The sequence below is a fragment of the Streptosporangium sp. NPDC023963 genome, assembly GCF_040639135.1.
Classification (GTDB): Bacteria; Actinomycetota; Actinomycetes; order Streptosporangiales; family Streptosporangiaceae; genus Streptosporangium.
In genome coordinates, this window is the sequence record NZ_JBEZZK010000013.1 from 71,776 (window position 1) to 84,996 (window position 13,221).

Consider the following 13,221-nt stretch of genomic DNA (forward strand, 5'->3'; position numbering starts at 1 on the left):
TCGAGAGATCACGCCCCGAGATCACGTCTGGGATCACCCGGCACGGAGCCCGCCCGCGAGCCGCCGCAGGCGGGCTCCGGAGCCGGGGTGGTCAGGCCAGGGCGCTGCCCTTGCGCCATTCCTTGAACGACATCTGCCAGAAGCCCCAGCCGTTGTTCCACTCCATCTCGCGGTCGGTGCCCCTGATGGTGATCACGTCGCCGCGCTGGACCTGGTTGTAGAACCACCGGGCCTGGTCGGGGCGGGAGTTGATGCACCCGTGGCTGACGTTCCGGCGTCCCTGGGCCCACACGTTGTTCAGCGCGTGCACGTACTCGCCGCTGTTGGAGAAACGGACCGCGTGGTTGATCATCAGGTCGTAGTAGCCGGGGTCGCCCTTCTTGCGGCCCGGGGAGATCATGCGCTCGGGGTTGGCCTTGCCCATCGCCAGGTGGACGCCGCTGGTGGTGGTGTACTCGCGGGTGGTGGCGTTGCCCGCGCTGATCAGCATGGTCTGCACGACCTTGCCGTCCCGTTTGACGATCATCTTGTGCTTGCGGGTGTCGATCGTGGAGATCTGGGCCGCGCCGATCTGGATGACCTTGGTCATGTCCTTGACGCCGTACATGTCCTTGCCGCCCTGCACGCCCTTGAGGCGGGCGGTGAAAGTCACCTTCTGGTGCGGCTGCCAGAACTTGGCGGTCCGGTAGATCACGGTTGTGTCGTTGATCCACCGCCACGCGCCCTGTACCGGCTTTTGTGCCTTGACCTCCAGGGCCTTCTCCACCCCGGCCTTGTTGGCGATCTGCTGGTTGAAGGTGACGATGATCGGCGCCCCCACGCCGACCTTCTCCCCCTTGATCGCCGGGGTCACGTCCGCCACCTCGAGTTCGTGCTCGGGCTTGAGCGTCCTGAAGGAACCGGCGGCGGTCGTGCCGTCCACCGCCCGTGCCGACACGGTGTAGTCACTGTCCGGCATCATGGGCGTAGAAGAGATCCACTTCGTGCGCTCGGCGTCGAAGTCGCCCTCCAGCCTGCGGCCGCCGCTTTCCACGGTGACCTCCTCCAACGCGCCGTTGGAGGCCGCGACGACGACCTTCTTGTTCGGGCGCACGGTTTTGCTGCCCTTGGCAGGGCTGATCTTTATCTCCGTCGCGGCCGGAGCGGTGGCGGCGACGGCGCCCGATCCGGCGCCGGGACCGGCGGAGGCCTCCGGGGCCGCTCCTCCGGAGCAGGCGGTGACCAGCACCGCCGCGGTCGCCAGGGCCAGACCGGCCAGCGGCGTCCTGAGGCGTCGGCGTTCCACGATCAGCACAATTTCTCTCCCCAACTACAGCAAACTGCTCTTAAAACACTAATAGGAGATGCATGATGACTGAACATGGTTGCGCCCGATTTGGTAACGTTTCGGACTCTTCGTAAAGTCAGAAAAATGCCAACCGAGAGTCAGGAAAAGGCAAAGTTCCCACGTCGCAGGGCTGGACGTAAAAGGGCCGCTCCGGCGGGGTGAGCGCCCGCGCGGGCGACATGCGGGCGACATCTGGCCACGATCCATCGCGCCCCGGCCGCATCAACAGCCGCCCGAGGGGCATGGGACAGTCGAAGACCCTCTGGCGTCGCGTACCGGATCCCCCCTGGCCCGCCCCGACGGCGGACGGAAGATAATCTGATCGATCCCTCTCCACACGGAAGCCCTGGGTGATGACAAGACCTCCCCCCCTGCGCGACCCCGGCCACGCGCTCACCGCCGGCCTGGACGCCGACGTGGACGCCGACCGCGACGCGGGTGACGAGCGCGACGTCCCGCGGGCACCGGGCGAGGAGCTGCTGCGCGCCATCCTGGAGGCCAGCGGCGAGGGGATCGTGCTGTGCGGCACCGACGGCGTCGTGGTGATGCTGAACGCCGCCGCGGCCGAGATGGCACCCGAGATCGTCCCCGGCCGCCCCCTGTGCTCGGGCCCGGCCGCGTCCCTGTTCGAGGGCGACCGCCCCGAGGGCGAGAGCCGCGAGAGCGATCACGGGCGGCGCCGGATCCGGGTGCGCCGCGAGGTCTTCGGCCTCACCCACCGGGCCTGGTACCTGCGTGACGTCACCGCCGAGTCCGCCAGGACCGACGCGCTGCTGGCCGAGCGCCGGCGCACCGACTTCCTCATCGAGGCGGGCCGCAGGCTGTCGGCCTCGCTCAACATGCGCCGCTGCGCCCGTACCGCGATCGAGCTGGCCACCCCCTTCCTCGCAGACGCCGCCATGGTCGTGCTGCCGCCCTCGGGGCGCCGCCACGCCGGCTGGCTGCGCCTGACCAGCACCGACCGCGCCCTGCAGGAGGGCAACGTCGCCGTCGCCGACACCGCGCAGGTGCCCGGCCTGGCCGAGGCGCTGGCGGGCTTCCCGCCCGTGCCCAGCCGCTGGCTGGATCCGGGCCAGGTGCCCGGCTGGCTGCTGCCCGACAGGTTCGGGGCGGCCGGGCACCTCCTCGTGACCCCGCTGCCCGGCAACGGGGTGCCCGCCGGGGCCCTCGTGCTCGCCCGCCACGAGGACGGCCCGCCCTTCGACGAGGACGCCGAGACCCTGGTACGGATCTTCGCCGCCCGGGCCGGGGCGGCCATCTCCGCCGCCGCCCTCTACCAGGAGCAGAGCGCCACCAACGCGATCCTCAGCAACGACCTGCTGCCCCCGCCGCTGCCCGCGCTGGCCGGTTTGGAGCTGGCCGGATCGCTGCGCGCCGCCCGCCAGGCCGGGCTCATCGGCGGCGACTTCTACGACGTCTACCTGCCCGAGACCGGCAGGCCCGGCGAGCCGCTGGTGGTGCTGGGCGACGTCTGCGGCAAGGGCGCCCGCGCCGCCGTCCTGACCGGGCACATCCGTCACTGCCTGCGCACGCTGCTGCTGCTGGAGGAGCGCCCCGAGCAGCTGGTGGCCCTGCTCAACCGCTCCCTGCGAGGCTCGCCCACGCCCAACTCCTACGCCACCCTCGTGCTCGGCACGCTCAGCGCCGGCCCGGACGGGCACGTACACGTGGACCTGGCGGTCGCCGGGCACCCGGCGCCGCTGATCCTGCGCCTCGACGGCACCGTGCAGGAGAGCACGGCCCACGGTTCCATGCTCGGCGCGTTCGCCGACACCGTCCTGGCCCCCGTCGGCGTCGACCTGGCCCCCGGCGAGGTGTGCCTGCTCTACAGCGACGGCATCACCGAGGCCTTCGGCGGCCCCACGGGCAGGGAGATGTACGGCGCGCAGCGGCTGAAGGCCGCCCTGGCCGGCTGCGCGGGCATGCCGGTCGCGGCACTGGTCGAGCGGCTGGAGCAGATCAGCACCGACTGGCTGGGCGGCGACGTCCAGGACGACCGGGCACTGCTGGCGGTGCAGGCGAGGCCGGCCCGATGAGCACTCTGAGCACCTCGCCGAGCCCCGGGAGCACGACGGGCACGGCGGACAGGAGAAGCACGGGGGGCACGGGGGGCACGGGGGGCACGGCCGCGCCGCCGGTCGCGGGCCTGCGCGAGGCCGTCGAGCGATACCTGGAGCACATCGGGCGGGCCGACGAGTTCGCCGCCATCGACCTGGTGCTCGGCCTGCTGGAGGAGGGCGTGGACGCCGAGCGGCTGCTGCTGGAGCTCATCGCCCCCGCCCAGCGGCGCGTCGGCGAGCTGTGGGCGGCCAACGAGTGGTCCATCGCCCGCGAGCACGGCGCCACCGCCGTCAGCGAGCGCGCCGTCGCCGCGATCGCCGCCCGCGTCCGGCCCGAGCCCACCCGCGGGCGCCTCACCGTCGCCTGCGCCGACGGCGAGTACCACGCGCTGCCCACCCGCCTGCTGGCCGAGGTCCTGCGCCTGCGCGGCTGGCGGGTCGACTTCCTGGGCGCCAGCGTGCCCGGCCCGCACCTGATCACCCACCTGCACCAGACCGGGCCCGACGCGGTCGCGCTGGGCTGCGCGCTGGCCACCCGCCTGCCCCGGGCGCACGCCACCCTCACCGCCTGCCAGGCCGTCGGAGTGCCGGTCATGGCCGGCGGGGCCGGCTTCGGCGCCGACGGCCGCTACGCCCGCCTGCTGGGCGCCGACGCCTGGGCGCCCACCGCCGACGTCGCGGCCGACCGGCTGGAGCGCGGAGACCTGACCGGCCCGCCCCGCCTCGCCGACGCGCCGGCCCACCTCGCCGACGAGGAGTACACCCACCTGACGCGCCGGCGCGCCGAGCTGCTCACCCGGGCGATGGAGACCCTGGCCCGCGCCTACCCGCCGATGGCCGCCTACGACCTCCACCAGCTCGACGCCACCGCCGCCGACCTGGGCCACCTGCTCGACTTCCTGTCCGCGGCCCTGTACGTCGACGACGCACCGCTGTTCACCGGTTTCATCGGCTGGACCGGCGCCGTGCTCGCGGCACGCGGGGTCCCCGCCGAGGCCCTGACGGTGGGATTGCGCGTTTTCCACGACGAGCTGCGAGACTTCCCCCGTGCCCGCCACATGCTGGTCCAGGGGATCGAGGCGGCACCCGCCCCCGGCACCGATCAGGAGATTTGACGGTTGATGTTCGACAAGACCCCGTTCCGTACCGAGGTGCGCGTCATCGCTCCGGACACCACCCTGCTCGTCCTCAGCGGTGACCTCGACTACGACACGGCTCCCGAGCTCTTCGGCTTCGCGCAGGAGCTGTTGCCCGGGGAGGTGCGCAACCTCGACCTGGACCTGTCGGGACTGGAGTTCATCGACTCCTCGGGGGTGGCGGCCCTGATCAACGTCTACAACTCCGCCGGCGAGCACGGCATCGTCATGCGGATCGTCGCCCTCACCCCCTACCTGCGCCACCTGCTGCGGGTGACCGCCCTCGACCAGCTCTTCAAGCTCCCCCAGGAGCAGGAGTGAGCGCCGCCGGCCGGCGATAGCGGAACGCTTCGGCCGGCGCCGAAGCGTTCCTGACCGATGATGGAGACCATGACGTCGACCACCCCGGTCCCGCTGGCGGCATTGGCCGCCCTGCTCGCCGACGGCACCCGCGCCACGTTCTGCCTGGCCCTGCTGGACGGGCGGGCCTGGAGCGCCGGGGAGCTGGCCCGGCACGCGGGGGTCGCGGCCTCGACCGCCAGCGAGCACCTGTCCCGGCTCGTCGGCGGCGGCCTGCTGGCCGAGGAGCGCCAGGGACGCCACCGGTACGTGCGCCTGGCCGGGCCGGAGGTGGCCCGGCTCGTCGAGGACCTGGCCGCCCACGCCGGCCCCGGGGCCGCCGCCCGGCCCGCGACGCTGCGCGCCGCGAGCGCGGCCCGCGCGCTGGCCGGGGCCCGGACCTGCTACGACCACCTGGCCGGGCGGCTCGGCGTGGCGATCACCGACGCGCTCACCGCCCGCGGCCTGCTGCGCCAGGACGCCGGGTTCGCGCTCAGCGACGAGGGACTGTCGTGGTTCGCCGTCGAGCTGGGGGCGCCGCTGCCCGGCGGCGGGCGCCGCCCGCTGGCCCGGCCCTGCCTGGACTGGACCGAACGCCGTCACCACCTGGCCGGCACCGCCGGGGCCGTGCTGTGCGCGACCGCGCTGGAACGCGGCTGGGTCGGCCGGATCGGCTCAGGGCGTGCCCTGAACGTCACCCGCGCCGGGCACGAGGCCCTGGCCCGCCTGCTGGGCCTCACCGGCCTGGCGGCCGACGCGGCACCGCTTCCCGTACGGGCCCTCAGTGGCCGCGCAGGCGGTGGGTGAGGCTGGTGTGGCGGCGCCCGGCTCCCCGGGTGCGCACCGCCTGGGCCAGCGCGCGGCGCGAGCCGACGATGACGACGAGCTTCTTGGCCCGGGTGATCCCGGTGTAGAGCAGGTTGCGCTGCAACATCATCCACGCGCTGGTGGACAGCGGGATGACCACCGCCGGGTACTCGCTGCCCTGGGAGCGGTGGATCGACACCGCGTAGGCGTGGGCCAGCTCGTCCAGCTCGTCGAAGGCGTACTCGACGTTCTCGTCCTCGTCGGTCAGCACGATCAGTTTCTGGTCGTCGGGTTTGATGTCGACGACCATGCCGACGGTGCCGTTGAACACCCCCGCCGCGCCCTTCTCGTAGTTGTTGCGCAGCTGGGTGACCTTGTCGCCGACCCGGAAGACCCGCCCGCCGTAGCGGCGCTCGGGCATGCCCTCCCTGGAGGGGGTCAGCGCCTCCTGCAGCGCGTTGTTGAGGTTTCCGGCCCCGGCCGGGCCCCGGTGCATCGGGGAGAGGACCTGCACGTCGCGGCGCGGGTTGAGGCCGAACTTGCGCGGGATGCGGTTGGCGACCACGTCCACGGTCAGCGCCGCGATCTCCTCGGGCTCCTCGCAGGGGAACAGGAAGAAGTCGGTCATGCCCTCCAGCGCCGGGGGCAGGCCGGTGTTGACCCGGTGGGCGTTGACGACCACCCCCGACTCCTGGGCCTGGCGGAAGATGTGGGTCAGCCGCACCCGGGGGATCTCCTCCTCGGCGGCCAGCAGGTCGCGCAGCACCTCGCCCGCGCCGACCGAGGGCAGCTGGTCGACGTCTCCCACGAAGAGCAGGTGCGTGCCCGGGGCGACGGCCTTGACCAGCTTGTTGGCCAGCAGCAGGTCCAGCATCGAGGCCTCGTCGACCACGACCAGGTCGGCGTCCAGCGGGTTGTCACGGTCGAAGGTGGCGTCCCCGCCGGGACGCAGCTGCAGCAGCCGGTGCACGGTGGTGGCCTCGTGGCCGGTCAGCTCCGCCAGGCGCTTGGCCGCCCTGCCGGTGGGCGCGGCCAGGATCACCTTGGCCTTCTTGGCGCGGGCCAGGGTGACGATGGAGCGTACGGTGAAGCTCTTGCCGCAGCCGGGACCGCCGGTCAGCACCGCGACCTTCTCCGTCAGCGCCAGCCGTACCGAGTGGGCCTGCTCCTCGGCGAGCTCGGCGCCGGTCCGGGTGCGCAGCCATTTCAGCGCCGCGTCCCAGTCGACGGAGGCGAAGGCGCCCAGCCGGTCGTGCTCGCAGGCCAGCAGGGAGCGCAGCGCCCCGGCCAGGGACAGCTCGGCGCGGTGGAAGGGCACCAGGTAGACCGCCGGGACACTGCCGTCGCCGACCGGGACGTCCTCGCGGACCACGCCCTCCTCGGCGACCAGCTCCTCCAGGCACCGCGCGGTCAGCTCGGCGGGAACCTCCAGGATCTTCACCGCGTCGCCGATGAGGTTGGGCGCCGGAAGGTAGCAGTGGCCGTCGTCGGCGGCCTGGGAAAGGGTGTAGCGCAGGCCCGCCTTGACGCGCTCGGGGCTGTCGTGCGGGATGCCCACGGCCTGGGCGATGGTGTCGGCGGTCTTGAAGCCGATGCCCCACACGTCGTCGGCCAGCCGGTACGGCTCGCTCCTGACGACCGTGATGGACTTGTCGCCGTACTGCTTGAAGATGCGGACCGCGATCGAGGTGGACACGCCGACCCCTTGCAGGAAGATCATCACCTCTTTGATGATCTTCTGTTCCTCCCAGGCGACGCCGATCATCTTGGTCCGCTTGGGGCCGAGCCCGGGGACCTCGACCAGCCGCTCGGGGGTGGTCTCGATGACCTCCAGGGTGTCGACGCCGAAGTGGTCGACGATCCGTTCGGCCATCTTCGGCCCGATGCCCTTGATCAGCCCGGAGCCCAGGTAGCGCCGGATGCCCTGGATGGTGGCGGGCAGCACGGTGGCGTAGGACCACACCTCGAACTGCTTGCCGTACTTGGGGTGGGAGGCCCAGCGCCCGGTCAGCCGCAGCGACTCACCCGGCTGGGCGCCCAGCAGCGGCCCGACCACGGTCAGCAGGTCGGCGCCGGAGCGGTCGGTGGCCACCCGGGCGATGGTGTAGCCGGTCTCCTCGTTGGCGTAGGTGATGCGTTCAAGCACTGCGTCTAAACAGGTACCAGGGACGCCGCTTTTCTCCGTCTGCACGCTGCCACCCTCCGCCCTGAATCCGCTCGCGCAAGTGTAGGGCCACCAGCCAGAAGGACGCCCGGGTGATCGTCTTCCGGGCCTCCGGCCACGCCGCAAAGTTTTTTCGGCGCGATTGACGCAGAAGATGCGATCAGACGCATGATGGCGGTGTGGTAACTCGTTCTGAGGCGCCGACCGCCGCAGGCCGCATCTTCGCCCGCGCTCGCGCCCGCCGTGATGTTCCATCCGTCCTCGACGCCGCGCGCGGCGCACAGTCGGGGTGCTCCCTCTGTCGAGGAGCCGGCCTGTCTCATCCAGGGTCAGCGTGACGCTGTTCGTGCGAGCAGAGCGGCTGCCGTCGATTCCGGTTCGCGACCGCGATCTTCAGCGGGAGACCGAATCCGGGCTGAACGCGGTGGAGAACATTCCGGCGCGCGATGCCGGCGGGGCGTCGGCGATACTGTGGGCGTGGAGTACGTGTCCAGAGTGCCGCGACCGCCGCTGGACGGGCTGATCGACGACCTTTACTACCTGGAGGGTGCGCCGCCGTACGCCCGGCTGACGCTGCCGCCGAGTCCGTCGGCGTTGCTCATCGTCAACCTCGGGGCGCCGTTCCGCATCCGCGCCGGCACCGACATCGAGACGGCCGAGTACGCCGACGGCTGCGTGGTCACCATGCCCACCCGCGCCTTCGAGTTCGGCTATCCGCCGGGGACCCGGTCGGTCGGCGTGCACGTCAAGCCGTGGGGGCTGGCGCCGTTCCTGCCGATGCCCGCGGCCGAGCTGTGTGACCGGCCGGTGACGGTGGAGCAGGTCTGGGGCCGGCCCGCCGTCGCCGAGTTGCGGGACCGGCTGGCCACGGCGGCCGGGCCGTACGAGATGCTGACGCTGCTCGAGGAGGAGCTGATGCGACGGCTGTGCGAGACCGCCGGCCTGGGGCTGGTCCGCCATACGAGCGGCGTCATCGCGGCGGCCGGCGGGGCGGTGGCGATCGGCGACCTGAGCGTGGCAGCCGGTGTCAGCACCACTCATCTGGCACAGCGGTTCAAGGAGCTCATCGGCGTCACGCCGAAGCGGCTGGCGCGCACCTACCGCTTCACCGCCACCGTGTTCGCGATCGACCCCGCCGGACCGGTCGACTGGGGCGACCTCGCCGGTGGCGCGGGCTACTTCGACCAGGCCCACTTCGGCCACGAGTTCCGGGCGTTCACCGGGCTCACGCCGACCCGGTACGTCGAAGTCCGGCGGCGGTTCCTGCGCGAACATCCCGGTCACGTGTTTGATGGCTGGCCGCTGCCGGCCGATTGATTTCTTACAAGAGCGACAGCTCACGCCACGCTAGTTTGGGGCACCCCGAAGCAGAGGAGAGCCCCGTGGGCAAGGTCGTCATGTACAGCACGGTGTCGGTGGACGGCTTCATCGCGGACGAGAACGACCAGCCCGGACCGCTGTTCGACTGGTTGACCAGCGGTGACGTCCCGTTGGACGGGAGCGGCGAGCTGAAGGTGTCGCAGACCTCCTACGACCACACCCGGCCGTACTGGGACCAGATCGGGGTGACGATCGCCGGCCGCCACGTCTTCGACATCACGGACGGCTGGGACGGGAAGCCTCCGGGCGGGATCGGCCACGTGGTCGTCGTGACACACCGGCCGATGCCCGAGGGCTGGGACCCCGAGGCGCCGTTCCACTTCGTCGACGGCGTCGAGGCGGCCGTGGCCAAGGCGCAGGAGCTCGCGGGTGACCGCATGGTCGAGGTCGCCGCCGGCGACGTCGGCGGCCAGGCGCTTGCCGCGGGCCTGGTCGACGAGGTGCGCATGGACGTCGTACCCGTGGTGTTCGGGTCCGGCAAGCGCTACTTCGGGTCGGTCGACGCGCAGCACCTGCTGGAGGATCCTGACGTGGTGATCCAGGGCAACCGGGTGCTTCACCTGCGCTATCGGGTGCGCCGTTGACCGATCTGAGCGGGTACGCGAAGAAGTCCACTGCCGACGGTGACACAAGATCGGGCCTCCGGCCGCGTCCGCGCATCGCTGTCCCTGGTCGGGCAGCCGGCGCCGATCCGCCCCAGCACCTCACCCGCGGCACGTTCACCTCAAGATCACTGGTTGCCGGTTTCCGTCGTATCCTGGCCGACCCCCGAACGGACTTGGCCTGAGCGTGGCCTCGGGACTTTGGGCCCGATCAACGCGCCGACGCCACCCTCCCATCAGAGCTTCTGATATCTCACATTCTCCTGCGGAGATGAGCGCGGGTGGCCTGGTGGTCGGCGCGGCTGCGGTGATCGCGCGGGTAACGGGCCCGGTGCGCGTGCGAGGGGCACCAGGCAGGATCAGGCGGCCCTGGCCGACGATCTCGGTATCGCGGCGGCTGCCGGGCCCGGCATGCATGGAGGGGTGAGCAGCTGGGAACCGGGCGCGGCGCATCCGGACCGGAGCGCGGTCACCGGCCGCCGCTGCTTGAAGCTGACGCGGGCGATACCCCGTGAATTGCGAGAGCCGTTTCAGCGGGCGTGTGACGCCGGCGCCCACATGCCCGCGTCACACGCCCGGATTCGCCCGCCGGAATCGGAGAACGCGGCCGAGAACCATTCGCCCGGCCGGAACCCGTGAGATGGGAATGCCTATCGGATTTCGCCGGTCGTGACGGCCCTTGAGCAGCAACCAAGCGGCCAGTCACGATAAGGAGCCTGGCGGGCGCTGTTAATCGTGACTGGCCGGTCTGATGCGGGTGGCATCGGGCGGACACGGATCTTGTAACGGTTCGGTGGCTCTGGGTCCGGTTACTGGTGGGTCGGTCCTGCTTTGCGGCGTATGCCGATGGTGGATTTCCTGACCGATGATGAGGCGGCTGCGTACGGGCGGTTCGCGGGGCCGCCGGCGCAGACTGATCTGGAGCGGGTGTTCTTCCTCGATGACGAGGATCGGGCGTTGGTCGGACGGCGGCGCGGCGAGCGCATGAGGCTGGGGTTCGCCCTCCAGCTCGTGACGGTGCGGTGGCTTGGGACGTTCCTTGAGGATCCCCTGGATGTGCCGGGGGTGGTGCTGGAGTTCGTAGCTGAGCAGCTGGGGGTTGAGGACCCGTCGCAGGTGAAGCGGTACACCGAGCGGAGACCGACGCCGTTCGATCATCAGCAGGAGATCCGGCAGGTCTACCAGTGGAAGGATTTCGCCTCGGTCGAGGGCGAGTTTGTGGCGTGGGTGGCGGCCCGGTCCTGGACATCCGGGGATGGCCCAAAAGCGATTTTCACCGACGGAGTGGGGTGGCTGCGCGAGCGGAAGGTGTTGCTGCCGGGCGTGACGACGCTGGCGCGGCTGGTCGCGAAGATCCGCGACGATACGACCAAGCGGTTGCGGGGCGTGCTGGAAGGCCTGTTGACCATCGGCCAGCGTTATGTCCTGGACCAGCTGCTGGAAGTACCGCTGGGGTCGCGGGTGTCGGATCTGGAGCGGTGGCGCAAGGGCGTGCCACCGCGAGCGTCCGGCCCGACGATCATCAAAGCTCTCGACCAGGTGGCGGAGATCCTGGGGCTGGAGCTCGCGGACCTGGGCGCGGAGGCTGTGGTGCCGCAGCGCCGGTTGGGTGAGCTGGCCAAGTACGGGATGCGGGCGGACGCCTCGGCGCTGCGTCGGCACGGTGACGGCCGTCGGCTGGCGACTCTGCTGGCCACGGTCCGGCATCTGGAGGGTAAGTCGGTCGACGACACCCTGGAACTGCTGGACCTGTTAATGGCGACCGAGCTGTTGAACAAGGCGCAGATGGCGGCGAACAAGGAGAAGGTCCGCAAGCACCCCAAGCTCGCCAAGGCCTCCGCCCGGCTGGCGGTCGCGGTGCAGGCGCTGTTCGAGTCCGACGGGTGGGGCGGCGAGGACGAGGAGGTTCGTGTGGCGGAGGTGTGGGAGGCGATCGAGACGGTTATCTCCCGCGCCGACTTGCGGGCCGCGCTGGTGCTGGTGAACGAGAACGTGCCGTCGGCCGATGCCACTGATCCCGATGACTGGCGGACCGAGCTGGTCGGCCGGTACACCACCGTGTCCGGATTCTTGAGGGTCTTGCCCGAGACGATCGCCTTCGGCGCGAACGCCGAGGGCACGCCCGTGCTGGAGGCGATGAAGGCGCTGCCGGACATGCTGGCCCACCGCAGCCGCCTGGCCGCCCCGCTGATCCCCGGCCGCCTGATCGACGCCGGTGTGGTCACCGGCCCGTGGAAGCACCTGGTGTTCGGCCACCCCGCCCACTCCGGTGGCGCGGTGAACCGTCACGCCTACGCCTTCTGCGTGCTGGAGCGGTTCTGGCGCGGCCTGAAGCGCCGCGAGATCTACGCTGACGCCTCCACCAAGTGGCGCAACCCCCAGGCCGAGCTGCTGCAAGGCGCTCAGTGGGCGGCGATCCGGCCCGACGCGCTGACCGCGCTCAGCCTCCCCGCCGCCCCTGACGCGCTGCTGGCCGAGCACTCCCGCACCCTGAACGCCGCCCTCCGCGAAGTCGGCGGGCGCTTGGTCGCCAACCCCGACGTCCGGGTGGACGGGGAGGGGAAGATCCACCTGACCGGGGTGAAGGCGATCGAGGAGCCGCCGTCCCTGGTCGACCTGCGGGCCCGCACCACGGCGATGCTGCCGCGCGTGGAGCTGCCCGAGGCGATCCTGGAGGTCATGTCGTGGGTGCCCGAACTCGCCGAGGCGTTCACCGCGGTGTCGGGAGGCCGGTCCCGGCTGAAGGACCTGCCGGTCTCGATCGCCGCGTGCCTGACCGCGCACTCGCTGAACGTCGGGTACCGGCCGATCGCCAAGAAGGGCGTCGAAGCCTTGGAGCGGTCGCGGTTATCGCACGTCTACCAGAACTACTTCCGGCCCGAAACGCTCAGCTTGGCGAACGTGCCGCTGGTCGACAAGCAGGCCGGACTGCCGCTGGCCCAGGCGTGGGGCGGCGGCCTGGTCGCTGCGGTCGACGGGATGCGGTTCGTCGTCCCCGTCCCGGCCGCCTTCGCCCGCCCCAACCGCAAGTACTTCGGCTCCAAACGCGGCATGACCTGGCTGAACGCCATGAACGACTGCGGCATGGGACGCGGCGCCAAGGTCGTGTCCGGGACGATCCGCGACTCCCTGCACATGGTGGACGTCATCTTCGGCTTGGACGGCGGCGACCTGCCGGAGATCGTCGTCTCGGACACAGGGTCTTACTCAGACGTCGTCTTCGGCCTCCTGGAGCTGCTGGGCATCTCATACCGGCCAGCCCTGGCTGACCTGCCCGACCAGAAGGGCTGGCGGATCAGCGCCTTGGCCGACTACGGACCGCTGAACACATTCGCCCGGGGAAAGATCGAGCTGCGGAAGATCCGCCGGAAACGGCAAGAAGGGCGAGCTCTACCACCGCTATGAA

The 13,221-nt window shown here is 71.2% G+C and carries 9 protein-coding genes; 7 read left to right on the plus strand and 2 right to left on the minus strand.

What is annotated here, in order from left to right; all coding sequences use genetic code 11:
* Positions 1 to 91 precede the first annotated feature (91 nt).
* Positions 92 to 1,285 (minus strand): Ig-like domain-containing protein, encoded by a 1,194-nt coding sequence (locus tag AB0F88_RS31280; RefSeq protein WP_362692138.1) that lies wholly within the window; start codon positions 1,283 to 1,285, stop codon positions 92 to 94.
* A gap of 395 nt (positions 1,286 to 1,680) precedes the next feature.
* Here AB0F88_RS31280 and AB0F88_RS31285 point away from each other — a divergent pair, with 395 nt between their 5' ends.
* The 4 genes from AB0F88_RS31285 to AB0F88_RS31300 all read left to right on the plus strand — a co-directional run bounded on the left by AB0F88_RS31285 (position 1,681) and on the right by AB0F88_RS31300 (position 5,669).
* Positions 1,681 to 3,363 carry a SpoIIE family protein phosphatase gene (locus AB0F88_RS31285; protein ID WP_362692141.1) on the plus strand — a complete coding sequence of 561 codons (1,683 nt, stop codon included), beginning with the start codon at positions 1,681 to 1,683 and terminating at the stop codon, positions 3,361 to 3,363.
* Positions 3,360 to 4,502 (plus strand): cobalamin-dependent protein, encoded by a 1,143-nt coding sequence (locus AB0F88_RS31290; RefSeq protein WP_362692144.1) that lies wholly within the window; start codon positions 3,360 to 3,362, stop codon positions 4,500 to 4,502. The genes AB0F88_RS31285 and AB0F88_RS31290 overlap by 4 nt, the downstream gene beginning before the upstream one ends.
* A 6-nt stretch (positions 4,503 to 4,508) precedes the next feature.
* Positions 4,509 to 4,844 (plus strand): STAS domain-containing protein, encoded by a 336-nt coding sequence (locus tag AB0F88_RS31295; RefSeq protein WP_362692147.1) that lies wholly within the window; start codon positions 4,509 to 4,511, stop codon positions 4,842 to 4,844.
* Positions 4,845 to 4,913: 69 nt separating this feature from the next.
* Complete coding sequence (locus AB0F88_RS31300; protein WP_362692150.1) at positions 4,914 to 5,669, plus strand: helix-turn-helix domain-containing protein; 756 nt, start codon at positions 4,914 to 4,916, stop codon at positions 5,667 to 5,669.
* Here AB0F88_RS31300 and AB0F88_RS31305 read toward each other — a convergent pair.
* The gene (locus AB0F88_RS31305) at positions 5,644 to 7,815 is read right to left on the minus strand and encodes an ATP-dependent RecD-like DNA helicase (RefSeq protein ID WP_362692153.1); all 2,172 of its coding nucleotides are present in this window, start codon (positions 7,813 to 7,815) and stop codon (positions 5,644 to 5,646) included. The genes AB0F88_RS31300 and AB0F88_RS31305 overlap by 26 nt on opposite strands.
* 495 nt (positions 7,816 to 8,310) lie before the next feature.
* Between AB0F88_RS31305 and AB0F88_RS31310 the strand changes: the two genes are divergently transcribed.
* From AB0F88_RS31310 to AB0F88_RS31320, 3 genes are all read left to right on the plus strand, one after another.
* On the plus strand, positions 8,311 to 9,150 hold the full coding sequence (locus AB0F88_RS31310) for a helix-turn-helix domain-containing protein (protein WP_362692156.1): 840 nt from the start codon (positions 8,311 to 8,313) through the stop codon (positions 9,148 to 9,150).
* Between the two features lie 65 nt (positions 9,151 to 9,215).
* Positions 9,216 to 9,797 (plus strand): dihydrofolate reductase family protein, encoded by a 582-nt coding sequence (locus AB0F88_RS31315; protein WP_362692159.1) that lies wholly within the window; start codon positions 9,216 to 9,218, stop codon positions 9,795 to 9,797.
* A gap of 858 nt (positions 9,798 to 10,655) precedes the next feature.
* Positions 10,656 to 13,220: a Tn3 family transposase gene (locus tag AB0F88_RS31320; protein WP_362692162.1), complete on the plus strand. Its 2,565-nt coding sequence runs from the start codon at positions 10,656 to 10,658 to the stop codon at positions 13,218 to 13,220.
* Position 13,221 lies beyond the last annotated feature (1 nt).